The sequence below is a fragment of the Colwellia sp. RE-S-Sl-9 genome (assembly GCF_048296855.1).
In the GTDB taxonomy this organism is placed as follows: domain Bacteria; phylum Pseudomonadota; class Gammaproteobacteria; order Enterobacterales; family Alteromonadaceae; genus Pseudocolwellia.
Genome location: NZ_CP182631.1, coordinates 2965389 through 2983770, shown reverse-complemented (window position 1 = coordinate 2983770; position 18382 = coordinate 2965389). Strand labels below are relative to the sequence as shown.

General features: G+C 35.2%; 19 protein-coding genes. 4 read left to right on the top strand and 15 right to left on the bottom strand.

Annotation, left to right across the window (positions count from 1 at the left end):
• Nucleotides 1-19: 19 nt before the first annotated feature.
• From ACM9HF_RS12860 to ACM9HF_RS12840, 5 genes are all read right to left on the bottom strand, one after another.
• Nucleotides 20-1120 carry a transporter family protein gene (locus ACM9HF_RS12860; RefSeq protein WP_473609065.1) on the bottom strand — a complete coding sequence of 367 codons (1101 nt, stop codon included), beginning with the start codon at nt 1118-1120 and terminating at the stop codon, nt 20-22.
• 36 nt (nt 1121-1156) lie between these two features.
• On the bottom strand, nt 1157-1591 hold the full coding sequence (locus ACM9HF_RS12855; protein WP_473609061.1) for a DUF2946 family protein: 435 nt from the start codon (nt 1589-1591) through the stop codon (nt 1157-1159).
• A gap of 180 nt (nt 1592-1771) precedes the next feature.
• Entirely contained in the window at nt 1772-2482 is a 711-nt protein-coding gene (locus tag ACM9HF_RS12850; RefSeq protein WP_473609058.1) for a pirin family protein, read from the bottom strand.
• Between the two features lie 29 nt (nt 2483-2511).
• The gene (locus tag ACM9HF_RS12845) at nt 2512-3462 is read right to left on the bottom strand and encodes a glutathione S-transferase family protein (protein WP_473609054.1); all 951 of its coding nucleotides are present in this window, start codon (nt 3460-3462) and stop codon (nt 2512-2514) included.
• 27 nt (nt 3463-3489) lie between these two features.
• Nucleotides 3490-3933, bottom strand: a complete 444-nt coding sequence (locus tag ACM9HF_RS12840; protein ID WP_473609051.1) for a DoxX family protein — start codon at nt 3931-3933, stop codon at nt 3490-3492.
• Nucleotides 3934-4108: 175 nt separating this feature from the next.
• Here ACM9HF_RS12840 and ACM9HF_RS12835 point away from each other — a divergent pair, with 175 nt between their 5' ends.
• A complete protein-coding gene (locus ACM9HF_RS12835; RefSeq protein ID WP_473609047.1) occupies nt 4109-4999 on the top strand; it encodes a LysR substrate-binding domain-containing protein in 891 nt (296 codons plus the stop codon).
• Nucleotides 5000-5213: 214 nt separating this feature from the next.
• On the opposite strand, the gene ACM9HF_RS12830 is transcribed toward ACM9HF_RS12835, so the two are convergent.
• From ACM9HF_RS12830 to proB, 7 genes are all read right to left on the bottom strand, one after another.
• A complete protein-coding gene (locus ACM9HF_RS12830; protein WP_473609044.1) occupies nt 5214-5453 on the bottom strand; it encodes a hypothetical protein in 240 nt (79 codons plus the stop codon).
• Nucleotides 5454-5705: 252 nt separating this feature from the next.
• The gene (locus ACM9HF_RS12825; protein WP_473609040.1) at nt 5706-6122 is read right to left on the bottom strand and encodes a hypothetical protein; all 417 of its coding nucleotides are present in this window, start codon (nt 6120-6122) and stop codon (nt 5706-5708) included.
• Nucleotides 6110-6739: a hypothetical protein gene (locus ACM9HF_RS12820; RefSeq protein ID WP_473609036.1), complete on the bottom strand. Its 630-nt coding sequence runs from the start codon at nt 6737-6739 to the stop codon at nt 6110-6112. The genes ACM9HF_RS12825 and ACM9HF_RS12820 overlap by 13 nt, the downstream gene beginning before the upstream one ends.
• Before the next feature lie 333 nt (nt 6740-7072).
• Nucleotides 7073-7276 carry a hypothetical protein gene (locus ACM9HF_RS12815; RefSeq protein WP_473609032.1) on the bottom strand — a complete coding sequence of 68 codons (204 nt, stop codon included), beginning with the start codon at nt 7274-7276 and terminating at the stop codon, nt 7073-7075.
• 240 nt (nt 7277-7516) lie between these two features.
• Nucleotides 7517-8929 carry a DUF1570 domain-containing protein gene (locus tag ACM9HF_RS12810; RefSeq protein WP_473609028.1) on the bottom strand — a complete coding sequence of 471 codons (1413 nt, stop codon included), beginning with the start codon at nt 8927-8929 and terminating at the stop codon, nt 7517-7519.
• Nucleotides 8930-8968: 39 nt separating this feature from the next.
• Nucleotides 8969-10231, bottom strand: a complete 1263-nt coding sequence (locus tag ACM9HF_RS12805) for a glutamate-5-semialdehyde dehydrogenase (protein WP_473609025.1) — start codon at nt 10229-10231, stop codon at nt 8969-8971.
• A 55-nt stretch (nt 10232-10286) separates the two neighbouring features.
• The gene (gene proB / locus ACM9HF_RS12800; RefSeq protein ID WP_473609020.1) at nt 10287-11390 is read right to left on the bottom strand and encodes a glutamate 5-kinase; all 1104 of its coding nucleotides are present in this window, start codon (nt 11388-11390) and stop codon (nt 10287-10289) included.
• A gap of 456 nt (nt 11391-11846) precedes the next feature.
• Here proB and yihG point away from each other — a divergent pair, with 456 nt between their 5' ends.
• Together yihG and ACM9HF_RS12790 are read left to right on the top strand one after the other, a co-directional pair.
• Nucleotides 11847-12737, top strand: coding sequence for a 1-acylglycerol-3-phosphate O-acyltransferase, YihG family (gene yihG / locus ACM9HF_RS12795; RefSeq protein ID WP_473609017.1), 891 nt, complete (start codon nt 11847-11849; stop codon nt 12735-12737).
• Between the two features lie 33 nt (nt 12738-12770).
• Nucleotides 12771-14021, top strand: a complete 1251-nt coding sequence (locus ACM9HF_RS12790; RefSeq protein WP_473609014.1) for a mechanosensitive ion channel family protein — start codon at nt 12771-12773, stop codon at nt 14019-14021.
• A gap of 50 nt (nt 14022-14071) precedes the next feature.
• Here the strand turns inward: ACM9HF_RS12790 and tesB are convergent, their stop codons facing one another.
• Nucleotides 14072-14929 carry an acyl-CoA thioesterase II gene (tesB, locus tag ACM9HF_RS12785; protein WP_473609009.1) on the bottom strand — a complete coding sequence of 286 codons (858 nt, stop codon included), beginning with the start codon at nt 14927-14929 and terminating at the stop codon, nt 14072-14074.
• A 232-nt stretch (nt 14930-15161) separates the two neighbouring features.
• Between tesB and ACM9HF_RS12780 the strand changes: the two genes are divergently transcribed.
• A complete protein-coding gene (locus tag ACM9HF_RS12780) occupies nt 15162-15413 on the top strand; it encodes a hypothetical protein (RefSeq protein ID WP_473609006.1) in 252 nt (83 codons plus the stop codon).
• Between the two features lie 121 nt (nt 15414-15534).
• Here ACM9HF_RS12780 and ACM9HF_RS12775 read toward each other — a convergent pair whose 3' ends face one another.
• Both ACM9HF_RS12775 and rhlB read right to left on the bottom strand, forming a co-directional pair.
• Nucleotides 15535-17037, bottom strand: a complete 1503-nt coding sequence (locus ACM9HF_RS12775; RefSeq protein ID WP_473609003.1) for a Ppx/GppA phosphatase family protein — start codon at nt 17035-17037, stop codon at nt 15535-15537.
• Nucleotides 17038-17043: 6 nt separating this feature from the next.
• On the bottom strand, nt 17044-18306 hold the full coding sequence (gene rhlB / locus ACM9HF_RS12770; RefSeq protein ID WP_473608999.1) for an ATP-dependent RNA helicase RhlB: 1263 nt from the start codon (nt 18304-18306) through the stop codon (nt 17044-17046).
• Nucleotides 18307-18382: the final 76 nt, after the last annotated feature.

Sequence of the window (18382 nt, the reverse complement as noted above, 5' to 3'; positions counted from 1 at the left end):
GGTTTACGTACTTTTTATCTTAAAAAGCAATTTGATAACCCACAGTCAACATTTTATCCATTTCCATCTGCACACCATTTACGGTTTGCTTTAAAGGAACTGAATACTCAAACGAAACACGATGTTTATTGGCAAATACGGTGTTTAAGCCAAATGAAGCATTAATATAATCACCACCATAGTTTTCAGGATTTGCTGTAGCCACGGGAGCCATTATTTTATTATCTATACCGTCTATTTCATCGGTATTTATATAATGCAAACGTAACGAACTACTCAATATATCGGTTAGTTGATGTGCATACCAAGCGGTTAACTGCATTTTATCACCTACTTGATAACCTTCGTCGTTAGTGTCTAAGGCTGTGCTATATAATATTTGGGCACCCCAATTACTTTTATTAACATAGCCATTATATGTAGTACCTAATTCTACTATGTTTGATCCTGAGCCTAGTTGCATGGCATAAGGCATACGCATGTTAGTACGCATATTCATTGGCGTTAATACTTCCGCGGTTTTATCAATATCACCTGTTGGTATTTGCCAATTTACATTCATATGAAAATGATGGGTGTCGTTATCGTGTAAGCGATAAAGCAAGCCAAGCTTTGTATCGCCTAGCCCTTCACTTTCGGTATTGAAGTTACCTAATTGCTTTGTGCCCATCATGCCTTTATAGGTTGATAAAAGCATGTCTCTTTCAAGGTAATTAACCATTAACATTAAAGTTAAATCGTTAGTGGGTGCATACATAAAACCGAGCATATGCATTTTGGTGGTCATGGTTTGAGGAACAACGCGAACCGTTGGTGGCATCATTGGCATGCTGGCAAATTTATTGGGTACTGTGGTCGCTATTTGATCTGATGAAATGTCGTCATTACCTTGTAAATTTCCCGACATATCCATATCCATGTAGCGATACGAAAACATAAATTCGCCTGCTTGATGCATATGATCACCCATTACCCCGATAGGCGCATGAGTTTGCGGTAATACTTTAGGATTATCGTGGTGTTTAGTTTGTTTTGTATGATCAACACCATTATGGGCTTGAACGGCTACAGATAAACAAGAAATAGCAACAGCACAAGCTGCTTTTGTATAAAAAGACATAAGTTTCCCTTAAAAATAATAAATAAAATGTAATGTTTAAATTGAGATAAGGGAAGGAGGATCTCTAGAGCTAGGTGTTAAGGTATTACGTTGTGTAAAATGCTGTAAAAAATTAAAACGTGCTTGATAGGTTTGGTTGTCTAGCGTAAGTGAATGAGCAGAAACAAGTCCTGTAGAAAGGTTATCTAATTGAGTGTAAATAGAGCATATTGGGCACGTATTATTATTTTGTTCAGTTTTATCACTAACAGAAGGTTTTTCTAAAAAAGTCAGTTTTCCTGTTTGGTAATATTCAGATAACTTGATCCATCTAATTTTACCGTTACCACTACAAATAGGTGCTAAATCATTAACCTGCATATTCGACGCATGCATATTCATCGCTGCGCTAGCAGGCATGAGTATACTGAATAAATGGCTGAGTAAAATAAAGCTAAGTAGCAATAATTTAGTTAATGGAGTTTTTAGCACGTTATGACTTTATAAGAGATCATTAACACGAATTCTACAGATTAAGCGCTTGATAGCAATAAATAAATGAGCTTTATAAAAATAATATGTAATAAATATAAACAGTTAAAAAGCTAGAGATTTTGTATTCGAGCTTTTTAACTGTTTGAGTAGCAGAAGCTTAAGTAAATAGTCTTTAGCTTAGCTAGGTACATCAATAATGACTATTTCACAGTCACTTGTTGCGGTAATGGTAACTTCTTTCGTTTGAGTCACTTCCGCTCCGTCACCCTTTTGCATAACTGTTAAGTGGCCGCTGTTGGTTAATTCAAAATTCCCTTTTGAAGCTAATATATAAGCTTGATGAGTTATTTTATGAGTAAGCTTTATACCCTGTTTTACTTTGCCACCAAATATTCTAGCTTCTTGATGAATAAACAAAGCGTTATCTTTGTCTTCTTCATAGCCTGAAACCAATAAAGGTAATGTGTTGGTTACATAGTTTGTTGGAAATAGCTTGCTGTCCCAGCGCGGTGTTACGTTTTGCTTATTTGGCTGTATCCATATTTGGTAAAGAGTTAAAGGATCTTTAGTTCGGTTATATTCTGAATGAACAATACCACTACCCGCACTCATAACTTGTACTTCGCCTGCTTGAGTGATGCCTTTATTTCCTTCACTGTCTTGATGATGAATTGCGCCAGAGCGCACTATGGTGATAATTTCCATGTTGTTATGCGGATGCGCCGGAAAGCCTGTATTTGCATTAATAGCATCATCATTAACAACACGTAGTACACCAAACCCCATTCGTTTTGGGTTGTAATAATGAGCAAAGCTAAAGTGAAAATTTGCTTTTAACCAACCATGATTAGCTTTACCTAACTGGTTAAAAGGATAATGTTTAATCATGGTTTACTCCTATCTATATAATTTATGTCTTAATAACTTCTATCGCGATCGTGAGCTTCATCAAAGTTACAAATACCGCCAAGAGGCACAATAAGCGTAGGGTTAATAGTTTTATGACTCGCATAATAATGTTGCTTGGTATATTCCAAATCCACTGTTTCTTTAATACCGTTGACTTGATATAACGCTTTAACGTAATTATAAATATGGTGATATTCGCTAAGTTTTTGCTTATTACACTTAAAATGTCCGTGATATACCGCGTCAAACCGAACTAGCGTTGTAAATAAGCGCCAATCAGCTTCAGTAAGATGTTCACCAACAAGGTAACGGTTTGTCGATAAATGTTGTTCTAACCAATCTAAGCTATCAAACAATTCGTAATAAGCTTCTTCATACGCTGCTTGAGTTGTAGCAAAACCAGCTCGGTAAACGCCGTTATTCACGGTGTGATAAATTCGTTCATTTACGGTTTCAATTTGTTCCTGTAAAGAGTCAGGGTAATAATCATCGCTATTACCTGTTAAATCATTAAACGCGGTATTAAACATTCTAATAATTTCAATCGACTCGTTATTAACAATAGTTTGTGTTTTTTTATCCCACAAAATAGGGACTGTTACTCTACCTTGATAATCTGGTGCGGCTTTTAGGTAAAGCTGATAGGCATAATCTAATTGATATAGCGGATCACCCTTTTCACCAAACTCCCAACCGTTATCTAGCATTTCAGGCTTAACAACACTCACTGAGATAATATCTTCTAACTGCTTTAATTTTCTAAAAATAAGCGTGCGATGTGCCCATGGGCAAGCAAGAGATACATATAAATGATATCTGTCTTTTTCTGCATAATATTGGCTACTTGGATCTGCCGATATTTGATGGCGAAAGCGGCTATCTTGTCGCACAAACTCACCTTTACTTGCTTCTGTGTCGTACCATTGGTCGACCCATTTTCCGTTAACGATTAATCCCATAACTTTTCTCCTAGTTTATTGAATAAATTACAGATTTTTAGCGATAATATTGTCTAAAGCGTATTTTCCGCCACCTTGAATCGCTAAAGCTAAACTCATTCCTAATAAAGCTAAGGCAAATTCGTAACCGTTGTTACTCATAAATAAACCATTGGTAAAATGAACACTAAATATGGCAATAATCATGGTAAATGTTAAAACCGCGCCAGATGCTCTGGTAAATAAACCTAACAGTAATAAAAGTCCGCCAAAGAACTCTGCACTACCTGCACCTAAAGCCATAAAATAACCTGGCGATAATCCAATAGAATCCATCCATTGGCCTGTGCCTTCTAAGCCGTAACCACCAAACCAAGCAAATAATTTTTGCGCGCCATGTGCACTAAAAATAATGCCAGCAATTAAACGTAAAGGTAATGTGCTATTGGTTGGCGTAGATGTTACTAATTTTTTAATAATTGAAGTTGTCATAATCTTATTCTCTCTAGTTAAGTAAAAACGGCTCTTAATAGTGTTAATAGGTTCTATTTAGCCAGTGAATAGATTGTAAGTAATATTATTTATTTAAATAACTACGATAATTTGTTTGATTTGTTCAAAATTTTTGAACAATATGGTGTTCTCTATTACTTTAGGTTTTAACTCGATGAATACTCCTTCAATTTCTATTGAATCTTTATTGGTATTAGATGCTATTGCTGAACGCGGAAGTTACGCTTCTGCGGCAGAACACTTAAATAAAGTTCCTTCGGCTTTGTCTTATATTGTGCAGAAGTTAGAAGAGCAACTTGATGTTACTTTATTTCAGCGGCAAGGGCGACGCTCAGTATTAACACCGGCAGGGAAATATTTACTGGAGGAAGGTCGCCATATTTTACTCGCTATAAACAAAATATCTGAACAAACAAAAACAATCGCTAATGGCTGGGAGCCTAAAATCCGTATCGCTATCGATTCTATTATTGATATCAACAAGGTATTACCTGTATTTAAACAATTTTTAGATGATCACAAAAATGTAGAATTAGATATACAAGAAGAGGTACTTAATGGAACTTGGGAAGCATTAATTGATGATAAGGTTGATTTATTGATTGGCGCTTCTGCTCCTGTGCCAATTCAAAAAGGGATAAGGGCTATTCCTTTTACTGTATTACATATGCTTTTTTGTGTTAATAATTCTCATGCGTTAGCTAATATAACAACACCAATATCACAAGATGACCTCATAAATTACCGAACGATTATTGTGCACGATAGCGCAAAAAGTATTGTAGCTAAAACAACTGCGGGGTTTATTGAACAAAGTAAACACTTATACGTATCAACAGTTGAACAAAAAATTAAAGCAATAACAGCAGGGTTGGGCGGAGGTTTTTTACCTATAGAACGTATTCAACATTTACTAGATGCTGGTGAACTTGTTGTTGTTCCATTAAAAGAGTCGTTACATGAAAGCCAATTATATATCGCTTGGAAAATACTCAATAAAGGAAAAGGGCTTGCGTCGTTAGTGTCGCACCTTAATGAGAATTAAGTGGTATTAATAGTTAATTCGAGGCCAGACTAAGCCATTATATCCTAAGCTTTTATTTTGAAAAAACACCTATGTATTTTAAAAGCACCAACAAAATCATCATACAGGCTGCTGTTACTATGTTGTTTGGGGAAAGTCGATTATAGCCAGCAAGAAGCCAAAGGAAAGATTCTCCTCAGGACCTGGCGTTAGTTCTTGGTTCTTTAATTTAACTCTAGTCTTGGTTTATTTTTGTTCCACAAGCATCGATAAAATCTTGTGGTGTAATAACAACTTCTAACTCATGGTTTTCTACTTTTTTATCTATTGCAGCACGGTCAAAAGTAATAGTGCATCCTTCACTATTTGTTGCTTCAACAACAAATAAATTTTTATCGATTTTGGTAATAGTTAACGAAGACTGCTCATAATCCCATAACTCATGACCCATTGGCTTTAAAGGAGGTAATTCCAAATAGTGAGTCCCATATTCATTTTTAAAAATTAATTTTACCTTCACAACCTCATTAGTAGTGTTTTTAACGCTCCCCCAATAAATATTTGAACAGCCACTGAGAAATAAAGGAAAACACAGCATTAGGATATATTTATAGAGATTAGTTAAACTTTCCATATAATTTCTGAACTCCATATTAAGCCTTTAATGTTTACTTATACGATAAAGCGGGCTTCAAGCCCCAATACCTGAATAAATTGACACCTATGCTTAGTTCTTTAATTTAACGCTAGTCTTGTTCGCTTTTATGTCACAAGCATCGATAAAATCTTGTGGTGTAATTACTATTATTTGTCTATTCTTCCCAACTTTTTTCTCTATTGCTTTACGGTCAAAAATAATAGTACAACCAGTATTGTTTGTTGCCTCAACCATAAATAAATCTTTATCCATTTTGTCTGTAAACAGTGATGATTGTTCATATTCCCATATACTATTTTCATTCGTTCTAATTGGATTCATTTCCAAAAAATGCTTACCGTATTCGTTTACGAAAGTAAGCTTTATCGTAATAACGTCATTGGTCTCATTTATAATATTTCCCCAGTAAATATTTGAACAAGCACTGAGTAGTATAGCCGTTAGTATTACCAGTAAATATTTGTAGCCATTTTTTAAGCTGTCCATACAATTTCTGAACTCCATATTAAGCGTTTAATATCTATTTCCATTGCGACTGAGTCATTAACCCTCTGAAATTTTTGTTCTTTTTGTTTTTTCTGATCATAATATTTCATTAAATCAAGCTTCCCACTCGTAGGGTATCCAGATGTCGATGATTTTATATTTTGAAATAGCGTGTTAGTAGAATCTTTGTGCCCCCAAGATAAAGTTATACCGCCAACGTACATTAAAACTGAATGGCCAAATTCATGAGCTGAAACTAACTTAAAATCATCATCAATTTGTTTTTCGGGAATACGGTTTGCACTTTGACCTTTTTGATAAATGAAGCTTGCATCTATCCCCAATATTGCTGGATTCATTGACCTAGCATAGTTAGGGCTTTCTTCTATTTTTAAATCAACAGGAATAGCATCGCTGCTATTTTTATGTAAAGCATTGACGGTTACGTTAAAACGCACTCCATCAACCGTTATGGTGTTAGACCAATATTGTTTAATACCAGCCATAGCTAGTGCTTTTAATTTACTGTAATCGGCCTGATTTAAATCATTTTGTTTAAAGTTAAGAAATACATTAATGCTGATGGTTCTTAAGTGGATATTTATACCCGTTACCACTCAAGATGCATATTTCAGAGCACTTGAGCAATATCAATTCAAGGCAATGCTTTGTAATAATGGTTGTTCCCTTATAAAAAGCATTAACGCAGAAGTGATTTTGCTCAAGCGCTTCTTCGATGGGTCTAAAAACAATTTATGGGGCTTATTAACTTTAGTCAGGTTCCTACATGGATGTAGGACATTAGGGTAACGCAGGAGCAGTTACCGAGAATAACCATGACGTAAACTTAATGCCTTGCATACATGGATGTAGACCTTAGATTTCGTTTGGAACGTGAAATCTGTGCCTAAATTGTTTTTAGTTCCCACTGAAACCTGCATCTTGAATGGTTACGGGTATATGATTGTTTTAGCCCACGTTGCTCTATGAGCGCCATTATGAACTTTTACTTCTCTTCTTTTTCCTTGCCTAGAAGGGCCTATTTTTCTCATGCGAAAGTTTGTGGTTGGCTTATCAATCGCTTTATGTAGATGTTCTTCAAATTTTTCTAAGGTAAGGCTATTTTTTTGCGGGCTTGTCGTGGCTAAATCCATTTTATATTCCATTATTTTAAGAGGTTATGTTAACTAAGAAATAATTAACAATCATCCTTGATTCCTATTAGTGCTGAACTATATCGTTTCAGATATTTTAGTGTCAAGCGATATACTAAAACTCCGAGAGTTTTAAGGTAATAGATTAAACTTGTTCATACCTTCATTAATCTGAATATTGCCAAATACCGGTTCAATTGTGCTTGAACGATTGCGGTATTACCGTCGCCTATAAGGCTATTACTCAATCGCTTTTTTGTTTTTATAATATTTAGCGCGTTTATCATCCATTTGCTTGATTAAATTAGCTATATAATTATCGAATGACTGCTGTAATGATTCTCGATCACCAAAATAACGATAAAAAATAGGCGATCGGATAGAGAGCTTAGTGCGATGAGTTTTAGTTAAATATTTAATATATTCTCTAAGTTCATCTGGATGATATTCATATAAAAATCGCACAAGAAAGCCACCTAATTCATAAATATCTGGATTGTTTTTGCTGGTTATTCCTTCAGATCCGGCTCGAATTGATACAATGTCAGAAATGGGCGTTAAAGGCCCTTTTTTCAGTTGTTTTTTAAGTTTAATCAAGCGTCTAAAAGAATAGTTTGAGGTTTGTGGTCCAGAAATTTGAGTTATATTGTGAAATTCTAATGATGTTGCAAGACCTTCTCCTAACCAACGAGGATATTCAACATTCTTTGAACGACTCTGTAAACCTAAATTAAAGAAGAGCTGATGGGCAATTTCATGACGAAGTGTTGATAACACCCTGAATTTGTTTTTTCGATTATTTGTTAGTTGATGGTCGAATAAAAAAAGTGTGTTGAGGTGTTGGGCATAAATTCCCGTAGATAGTTGAGCTGCTGCTGATGCATTGTGACTTTTTTGGCTATGTAAATATGCTTTGTAATCAGCTCTTGAGCTGAAGAATACTGCGGTTAGTTTTTCTTCAGGCGGTTTAGATAAAATATTAAATGAAATAAGAAAGCCCAGCGCTGAACGGTAGCCCATATCCATTTGTTTAATTAATTGTTTAAAATTAAAATCGCTGTCTTCGTTATAAATAAGATCCCATTGACCAGCATCCATAATTTTATAAGTTTTTTTTGTGATTTTAGTTAAATCGTCAGCTAAGTTTTTGGCTTGTTGAGTCGACTGTAATGATTGATTTTTTAAGCTATCTACATACTCATTACTATTATAGCGTAAATACAATTGTGTCTGACGTATGGCATATTCTTGGCTGAGATCAGGGTTAATATTTCGAGTGGCGAGCTTTAAATCTCCTAGTAAAGGGATCAGCTTTTCATCATGTGTGCTGTACTTTTGCGCTATTATTTTAACAAGAGACTGTAATAACGGAATAGCTTGCTTATATCTTTCTATTTGTAACAGTATTAACGCGTAGTCTTCAGAAATAGCGATATGATTAGCACTAGTTGGTTTAAATAAGGTTTGAGATAAGGTGTAAGCTTTTTCAGCTTCAACTGCCGCATCTTCAAACTTATTATCTAATAAAAGATTTTGGTATTGTTTTACGTGAGAAAGCAGCTGTTCTTTATTATCTTCTGCATTAACGTTTAAGCAAAAGATAATAAATACAATAAACAAACTGCTTTGTAATGTTGATATCAACATTCTCATATAAAGTGGAATTCCTTAATTTAACTGTGGCTAAGACGACTAATCTCGTACTTGTCCATCGCCATAAACCACAAATTTTTCAGTAGTTAAGGAAGCAAGCCCCATAGGTCCATAAGCATGAAGTTTACTCGTAGAAATTCCAATCTCAGAACCTAAACCTAGTTGCCCACCGTCTGAAAAACGTGACGATGCATTTACCATCACGACAGACGAGTTAATTTGTCTGATGAACTGTTGGCTTCGGCTGGTGTCTTGGGTAACAATGACTTCTGTGTGATCTGAAGTGTATTCATTTATATGATCAATCGCAGCGTCGAAACCGTCAATAATTTTAATGGCTACCTCTTGTGCTAGGTACTCAGCATGGAAATCGTCATCAGTTGCAAGTTCAGCATTATCGAAGTATTTAATACTTTGTTCACAAGCATGCACTTTTACATTGGCTGGCTTTAAAGCTTGAGCCGCTAAAGGTAAAAACTGTTCGGCGATATCTTTATGAACTAAAACCGTTTCAATTGAGTTACAAGCACTAGGACGCTGAGTTTTACCATTGACTAAAATATTGGTCGCTTTATTTAGATCGGCAAACTTATCAATAAATAAATGACAAACCCCTTTAAAATGTTGAATAACAGGTATTTGACTATTTTCAGTTACGTAACGAATAAGTCCTTCACCACCTCGAGGGATCACTAAATCTATCGTATCGCGCTGTTTTAGTAATTGCTCTATTACTTCACGGCTGGTATCAGGAATAACAGACACTATATTTTTATCAATGCTGTTAGCTTCCATGGTTTTATGTAAGCAGTTAGCTAAGGCTAAGTTACTATGAATGGCTTCTGAGCCACCACGTAAAATAACGGCATTACCTGATTTAATACACAAGGCTGCAGATTCAGCGGTTACGTTAGGGCGAGCTTCATAAATCATTGAGATAACGCCTAAAGGAATACGCATTTTTCCTACTTGCATACCATTAGGGCGTAACGATAGATTACTAATATCGCCAACAGGATCTTGTAATGTAACTATTTCACGAATAGCATCAGCAATATCAATAATACGTTGCGGCGTTAATAAAAGCCTGTCGAGCATTGCTTCACTTAAGCCTTTAGCTCGGCCAGCTTCAATGTCTTTTTGGTTTTCATCAATAATAAATTGGCTTTGTGCTTCAATCTCACTTGCCATTGCTGTTAATAATTGATTTTTTTGCGTAGTGGTTAATTGTGCTACAGCTCTACTTGCTACCTTCGCTTGGGCAGCCATTTCAGCCATATTAAAATTTGTTGAAGAGTTCATTGTTTAATACCAATTCTATTAATCAAAAATGTATGTTACTTATTTTTATTTCGAGTTACTTAGATAAAACGACCATATCGTCTCGATGAATAACGACTTTACTTGGACGAAAGCCTAAAATAGCTTCTATTTGGTCGCTGTTTTTACCTTGAATGCGCGATAAGTCGCGATGGCCATACTGGCAAATGCCTTTAGCTATAATTTTTTTTGATTCGCAATCTATAATATCGATAGAATCACCTGCAGAAAAATCACCGGAAATGCTTTTTATTCCTGAAGGTAAAAGCGAAGCACCTTTATTTACAACGGCGTTTATTGCACCTTTATCTAGCATAACATGACCATTACTTTTTAAGGTATGCTTGAGCCAGTGCTTTTTAGCTTTTGTGGCAGCCTGATTTGCAACAAAACGTGTACCTGGGTTCTCACCTTTAAGTAGTTTTTCAAAAACCGTGCTGTCACTTCCATTAATAATGTAAGTTTCAATGCCGTTTTCTACTGCTTTTTCAGCCGCTTGAATTTTAGTTTTCATTCCGCCAGTTGCAATAACATTATTGGTACTACCTGCCATTGCATATATTTCAGGTGTTATTTCTTTAATTTCGGGGATCATGATTGCGTCAGGATTAGTTTTAGGATTTTTATCATAAACCCCGTCAATATCACTTAATATAAATAAACAATCTGCTTCACTAACCAATGCAACTAATGCTGCTAGGTTATCGTTATCGCCCACTTTTAATTCATCTGTTGCCACCGTATCGTTTTCATTAACAATAGGGATAATATTATTGGCGAGTAAAATACGCAGTGTATTTTTAATATTGATGTAGCGTTCACGGTCTTTCAGATCACCGTGAGTGATCAGTAATTGGCTACAAGGAACATCAAAAAAACGTTGCCAGTTCGCCATCATCTGCATTTGACCAACAGAAGCCATAGCTTGCTTTACGGGAATAGAGGGAACAGGAGAGCCATGCTGAATAAGTTTACGCCCAGCAGCTACGCTACCAGATGATACTAGAATAATTTCTTTGCCTGCTAGATTACACTCCGTGATAAAACGGGCGATGGCAAGTATGTGCTTACCGCTACAGCCTTTATTATCAGGTGCTACTAGCGCACTTCCAACTTTAATTACAGCGCGATTAAATTTCATTAGTTCTCCCAAATTGGTATTTGGAGCCATTGACTTTCATAGCATAGCTTTTAAACTTAAAAGCCTTTTAACAAGATCAATTGCCCCTAGTGTAGAATGACTAAATCCTTATAAATATGCAATGAACTTTTTATGGATTTTTAGACAAGAAAGCTATTTTTAATGCTTTTAGTTGATAAAACCTTTAAGGATAGTGTTTTATAGTGATGAAATTTCATTTTTTAGAACAAAAGTGGGTAGATATTTTTTATTTGAATGTTTTTACAACAAGTTAATATAACTCTCAAAGCCTTTATTGTTGGTTAAAATCATGAAAATTATATAAACTATTATTTGATTGAATGTGTATACACTTCAAAGAAAGTATATTGAAGGCTAAGTGCTTAAAATTAGTGCTTATTGATTGATTTGATTTTGTTTAGTTAAAGTATGTTTAAGGTTACGTAGAGTAAGATTATGTTAAATTTTTTACCGTCTATTATTATTTGTGTTTTTTCCTTCTTAATGTATGTAATTAATACATTGTTTTGGTTGATCCCAATTATTATATTTTCTTTATTAAAAGCTCTTATTCCACTTAAAATTTCGCGTACATTTTTCAGTTATTTATTAGATCAAATGGCCAGTAATTGGGTTGCTATTAATACGGTGAACCAAAAATTATTTTATCGTGTAGACATTAAAACTGAGGGGTTGAATGGCTTAAGTATGCGTGAATGGTACTTAGTGTTATGTAATCATCAAAGTTGGGTCGACATATTAATTCTACAAAGAGTGCTTCACGGACAAATACCTTTTTTAAAGTTCTTCCTAAAAAAAGAACTGATTTATGTGCCTTTTTTAGGGATCGCATGGTGGGCGCTTGATTTCCCGTTTATGAAGAGACATAGCCAAGCTTTTTTGAAAAAGAATCCTCATTTAAAAGGTGAAGATATAAAAACCACGCGTAAATCGTGTGAAAAGTTTAAATATAAGCCAGTTAGTGTCATGAGTTTTATTGAAGGTACGCGATTTACTTCTGCAAAACATAAAAAACAAAAATCACCTTACCAGCATTTACTCAAACCTAAAGCAGGCGGTATTGGTTTTGTACTTGATGCCATGGGCGAGCATTTAACGAAAATAGTTAACATTACTATTGTTTACCCTGATGGTATTCCAAGCTTTTATGATTTTGTTTGTGGTAATGTGAAAGAAGTCAGAGTAAACATTGAAACAACTGATGTGGCGTCAGAATTAAAGGGTGATTACTTTAATGATCGCGCGTTTAAGATTAGTTTTCAAAAATATGTGAATCAAATGTGGGAAGATAAAGACACAACATTTTCCATGTTAAATAAAAAATAAAATCATCATTCAAAATTTAAACAAGGTTGTTTTATGATAGAAATGATAAGTGCTTGGTTGGTTAAACAAAACGTAGGTGTAGAATATCTTCCTTATGCAACAGCTTGGGTAGGTACGGCACTTATTTTTATTTTGTGTGGCGTCAGTTATTATCTGTCAAAGCACCAGTTGTTGGTGATGATCCATAAAATAGTAGAGCATTCAAAAAATACATTGGATGATTTATTGCTTGAGCATAATGTTTTTTCTCGTATTGCTCTATTAACTCCTTTCTTATTTTTGTGGTTTTTAACTCCTCATTTTTTAGATCCTGAAAGTTTACTCGGACATTTCTTTTTAACTTTTGCAAAAATAGCTATTAGTTTTCAGGTAGCTCGTTGTATTGATTCATTATTAAATGTGATTAAAAGCTCATACACCCGAACAGCGAGAGAGCGATATTTACCCTTAAACTCTTCGATACAAGTTATTAAACTTATTGTTTATTTAGTTGCGAGTATTTTAGCGATTTCTTTTATTTTAGGTAAATCTCCTTTTTACTTATTGAGTGGCTTAGGTGCATTAACAGCCGTACTGTTATTGGTGTTTCAAGACACCATTAAAGGGCTAGTTGCTAGTATTCAAATATCAGCGAATAAAATGGTAGCGCCTGGTGACTGGATTGAACTTCCAACGTATGGAGCCGATGGTGATGTACTAGAAATAGGCCTGAATACAGTAAAAGTAAAAAACTTTGATAATACGATAACTACAGTTCCGACTTATGCGCTGATTAGTGGTTCGTTTAGAAATTGGCGAGGTATGATACATTCGGGTGGTCGACGTATTAAGCGTTCCGTTATTATCGATATTGGCAGTGTTAAATTTTATCAAAGCAATGAATTAGAAGCGTTGGCTAAAATTAAGTTATTGACCCAATATTTAGCAGAAAAAAAAGCAGAAATTAGTGAAGCTTGTTTAGCTTTAAACTTAGACCCTAATGATATAAATAACAGCAGACAATTAACGAATATTGGTACATTCAGAGCTTATATTACAGCTTACTTAAATCAACATCCTAAAATACATCGTGAAATGACTTGTATGGTCAGGCAATTAGCCTCAACAGAATCGGGTATTCCATTAGAGCTTTATTGTTTTAGTAATGATCAAAATTGGGCAAGATACGAAGCTATTCAGGCGGATATTTTTGATCATATTTTTGCCATGGCACCATTATTTGGCTTGCGTATTTTTCAACATCCTACTGGTAATGACTGGCGTAAAATTGTCGATAAAGATTAAAGTTAAATAAATGTGGTTACTTATTATTTTACAAGTAACCACTGAGACAACTAGCGTTGTCTTATCACACCTTCTTGCATCGTGGATGCAACTAACTCACCTTTTTGATTATAGATTTGTCCTTTCACTAAACCTCTTCCACCACAAGCCGACGGGCTATCAGTAGAATACAGCAACCATTCATCTATTTTAAAAGGGCGATGAAACCACATCGCGTGATCAACTGAAGCTATTTGAAAGTTAGGGTGCCAATGGCTAGCAGCATGAGGCATTAAAGACGTGGTTAAAAACTGGAAATCGGAACAGTAAGCTAGCATACAAAAGTGTGTGCGTGGATCATCAGACAACGAACCATTTGCTTTTATCCACATTTGGCAAAGTGGATCTGACTTTTCTGGATGCACCCAGTTGTATTCTTGCACGGGTCTAACTTCGATGGGCTTCTCGGCTAAAAATTTCCCGCGAATACTTTCAGGTATGTATTCTTGATGATCAAAAATAAAATCGTTATACGACTTAACGTCATCAGGTCCTGGCACGCTTGGCATAAGATCTTGATGTTCAAACCCTTTCTCTGCCACTTGAAATGATGCGGTCATATAAAATATAGGTTTACCATTTTGAATTGCTTTAATTCTTCTGGTGTTAAAACTCTTACCATCTCGTAGGTTTTCTACTTCGTAAACAACGGCTTTATTTGCATCACCTGCTCTTAAAAAGTATGAATGTAGTGAATGTATGACTCTATCTTCTGTAACCGTTTCCTGCGCTGCAGATACGGCTTGTCCCATAACTTGACCACCAAAAAGGGCCTTAAAGCCGAGATCTTGAGATTGACCTCTATAAATACCGTGTTCAATTTTTTCTAGCTGGAGTAAGGAGACTAATTCTGTTAATACTTGACCCATAATCTATAAACCCATATTTAAATAATGTAATGATTATACGTAGTGTTTTTAAATTTTATAATAAGTTTTTATTTAAATGACGTCATACAAATACTCATTGTTAACAAAATGTTAATAATGAGTAAGTTACTTGTTAGCTTGAAATTTAAACAGTTGCATAACGAATTAATCTAGAGTACGGTTGCGAACGTGAAGAAAAAACTTTTCTTGTTTTATCGTAAAGAGGTTAATTATGCAGGCGATTTTAGAAAGGGAGGCGTTATTAGAAAGGAGAGTAAGTGTAGAAGATCAATCTACTCTATGGGACAAGTTATCATTAGCACAAAAGTTTGCTGCTAGTAGCTTAACTCAATTTGGTTATGATCTGGCTTACATTCGAGAACAACAAGATGGTAGTACAGCAGTTTTATTATGTGACAATAATGCCGCTACTATATCATCTGACGGTGAAATTAATACTGCCCCAGCGATTCAAATTCGCTAACGGAAAATGACATAAATTTCTAGAGCAAGTTCCTCGAAAGAGCAACTTGATTTTTGCGTTATAGCTATTAATTTTATAATAAAACAGGTGCTATACCTATTTCATCAAAAATCTTCTTTTTTTATTCTAAATTGAGATCATCTAATAAACTTAACGATACGCCTAAAGTCCCTAAATATAAGCTTTCTTGTGTTAATTCATCAATCATCAACGGGTGAGACTTTAACCATTTTTGCGGTAAACGCAGAGAGATATTTCGATTACAAATATTGGTGGTGATAGTTGGAAGTTCATTGTCATTTCGTCTTTGACAAAAAATAATCGCCAATCTCAATATAATCAATAAATAACACGCATTTTTGTAGTTCGTGGCTGTTTGTTCTTTTAACTTACTCAAATCAATATTAGATTTTTGCAGTTGGATAAAGGTCGCGAGCAGTTGTTTATCAATTTGGTCAAATCCGGGTAAGTCGGCATTTTTTATTATATAAGCGCCATGCTCTTGTTGGTTTTTAAATTCGAGTAATAAACCAATTTCATGTAATGCGCAGCTCGCCAATAATAACTTAAAGCTGTTATCTTTTTTTAATGGCAAGTGTTCACTAAAGCTATCAAAAATAACTTGTGCTTGTTTTGATACGCGAGAAGCATGTTCTTTATCGACGTGAAATCGTTCAGCAAGGGAGTTTACCGTGCGCTGTCTAATGTTAATTTGGCGCATGTTAGGGAGCATTTCGTACAATAATCCTTCGCGTAGTGCACCGCTTGATAATTGTAACTCTGTTATATCTAAAGCTTCGAATACGGCAATAAGAATGGCTAAACCACTTGCAAAAACCGGTTGTCTATCGAGGGTTAAGCCAGTAATAGAAACATTATCAATATTTTTACTATTAATTAATGCACTCTCTAAAGAATATAAAAAAGACAGGGCAATAATAGCGGGTTGGTGATTAGCTCTAAGAATTTCAGCGAGGGCTTGAATAATACCTGAACTACTTAAAACTGATTGCCAACCAATATTTTTATATTCATCAGCTAAAGGCGCTAATATTTTCTTAGCTTCCTCTTTGGCTTTATCCATATTGTTTTTTGATAGCTCGCCACCAATAAAATATTGCTGGTTAAATGTAACACAGCCCATATTTACGCTAGACACTTTAATGGCATCAAACGCGTTGCCAACAATGAGTTCTGTGCTGGCCCCACCTATATCTAAAACCAGTCTTTTGTCTTCACTCGCACTTGTATGAGCAACACCCAGATAAATATTCTCTGCTTCTTGTAAGCCTGAGAGCACTATAATTTTACGGCCCAGTACTTTTTCTGCTTTATCAATAAATTCTTGTGAGTTAGTTGCTAACCTTAGCGTCGCAGTGGCAACAATTCTAATATTATCAGGAGGTATGTCTTGTAGGCGTTCAGCAAAAAAATGTAAACATTCTAAACCGCGTAACATAGCTTCGTTACTGAGTTTATTTTTATGGTTTAATCCTGATGCTAAACGTACTTTTCTTTTAACTTTATCTACAGTTTGTACACTATTAGCAACTAATCGGGTTATTAACATATGAAAACTGTTAGAACCCAAATCAAGAACGGCATATAAAGGAGACATTGTCATAAATAATTAACTTCTACGAGCTTTATTATATTGTGAACGTCCTCTGTTTTGACCGCCATTATGCGGTTTATGACGACGAATCACTGGTTTTGGTGTTGGAAAGTCTGTAATTAATGATTCTGGATCATATTTACTTACAGGTAGTGAATGTTCTATATAAGTTTCAATTGCGGGTAAGTTAAATACTGAATCTTCACAAGCAAAACTAATCGCTTGTCCTGAAGCTCCAGCTCTACCAGTTCTACCTATGCGGTGAACATAATCTTCACAATCGTCAGGTAAGTCGTAGTTAAAAACATGGGTTACTAGTGGTATATGTAAACCACGCGCGGCAACATCAGTTGCAACTAACACGTCTAATTGCCCATTTGTAAATCGCTCAAGAATTTTTAAGCGTTTATTTTGCGGTACGTCACCTGTTAATAAACCAACACGTATACCATCAGCATCTAAGTGCGCATGTAATCTTTCACAAACGTGTTTTGTATTCGCAAATATAATGGCTTTTTCTGGCCACTCTTCTTCAAGTAAAGTTTGTAATAATCGCATTTTATCTTCATTTGAAGGATAAAATAGCTCTTCAGAGATGCGAATATTGGTTTTTTGATCAGGTTCTACTTCAACGCTAACAGGATCATTCATATGTTCGAATGCTAATTCTTTTACTCTAAAAGAAAGTGTTGCTGAAAATAGCATGCTTAAACGTTCAGTTGCCGGAGGCATTTTATTGAACATATAACGGATATCTTTAATAAAGCCTAAATCAAACATGCGATCTGCTTCATCAAGTACAATAACTTCAATATTGCCTAAGTTATATATCCCTTGTTTTAAGTAATCGAGTAAACGACCACAAGTACCAATAAGAATATCAACTCCGTTTTCTAATTCTTGGCGTTGTGATTCGTAACCTTCACCACCGTAAACAACTGCTACTTTTAAGCCACTCGCTTTTGCCATTTCTATAGCATCTCGGTGTATTTGTATGGCTAATTCACGTGTTGGAGCCATGATCAAAGCACGAGGCTGATTATGCTCAGGTTTAGGTTTAGTGAGTAAGGTGTGGAATGTTGCCGCTAAAAAGGCAATAGTTTTACCTTCGCCTGTTTGTGCTTGGCCTGCAATGTCAGTACCTTTTACTAATACAGGCAAGGACTTAGCTTGAATGGATGTGCAGTATTCAAACCCCATTTGATTGAGGCCTTCTATTACTTGCGGCGCAAGATCAAGTTCTGAGAACTTTATTTCTGATAAGTGTGTTTTTTTCATGGCGCTAGCTTAACAGGTTCGTTGGTTAATAAAAAATAGTATTGAAGTCTTTAAAGTGATAAAAAGCACGATATAT

Excerpts from the sequence above, each read along its gene's own strand:
- ACM9HF_RS12860 (WP_473609065.1), bottom strand. The coding sequence starts at position 1,120 with ATGTCTTTTTATACAAAAGCAGCTTGTGCTGTTGCTATTTCTTGTTTA.
- ACM9HF_RS12850 (WP_473609058.1), bottom strand. The coding sequence starts at position 2,482 with ATGATTAAACATTATCCTTTTAACCAGTTAGGTAAAGCTAATCATGGT.
- ACM9HF_RS12845 (WP_473609054.1), bottom strand. The coding sequence starts at position 3,462 with ATGGGATTAATCGTTAACGGAAAATGGGTCGACCAATGGTACGACACA.
- ACM9HF_RS12840 (WP_473609051.1), bottom strand. The coding sequence starts at position 3,933 with ATGACAACTTCAATTATTAAAAAATTAGTAACATCTACGCCAACCAAT.
- ACM9HF_RS12835 (WP_473609047.1), top strand. The coding sequence starts at position 4,109 with ATGAATACTCCTTCAATTTCTATTGAATCTTTATTGGTATTAGATGCT.
- ACM9HF_RS12825 (WP_473609040.1), bottom strand. The coding sequence starts at position 6,122 with ATGGACAGCTTAAAAAATGGCTACAAATATTTACTGGTAATACTAACG.
- ACM9HF_RS12815 (WP_473609032.1), bottom strand. The coding sequence starts at position 7,276 with ATGGATTTAGCCACGACAAGCCCGCAAAAAAATAGCCTTACCTTAGAA.
- ACM9HF_RS12810 (WP_473609028.1), bottom strand. The coding sequence starts at position 8,929 with ATGAGAATGTTGATATCAACATTACAAAGCAGTTTGTTTATTGTATTT.
- ACM9HF_RS12805 (WP_473609025.1), bottom strand. The coding sequence starts at position 10,231 with ATGAACTCTTCAACAAATTTTAATATGGCTGAAATGGCTGCCCAAGCG.
- proB (WP_473609020.1), bottom strand. The coding sequence starts at position 11,390 with ATGAAATTTAATCGCGCTGTAATTAAAGTTGGAAGTGCGCTAGTAGCA.
- yihG (WP_473609017.1), top strand. The coding sequence starts at position 11,847 with ATGTTAAATTTTTTACCGTCTATTATTATTTGTGTTTTTTCCTTCTTA.
- ACM9HF_RS12790 (WP_473609014.1), top strand. The coding sequence starts at position 12,771 with ATGATAGAAATGATAAGTGCTTGGTTGGTTAAACAAAACGTAGGTGTA.
- tesB (WP_473609009.1), bottom strand. The coding sequence starts at position 14,929 with ATGGGTCAAGTATTAACAGAATTAGTCTCCTTACTCCAGCTAGAAAAA.
- ACM9HF_RS12780 (WP_473609006.1), top strand. The coding sequence starts at position 15,162 with ATGCAGGCGATTTTAGAAAGGGAGGCGTTATTAGAAAGGAGAGTAAGT.
- ACM9HF_RS12775 (WP_473609003.1), bottom strand. The coding sequence starts at position 17,037 with ATGACAATGTCTCCTTTATATGCCGTTCTTGATTTGGGTTCTAACAGT.
- rhlB (WP_473608999.1), bottom strand. The coding sequence starts at position 18,306 with ATGAAAAAAACACACTTATCAGAAATAAAGTTCTCAGAACTTGATCTT.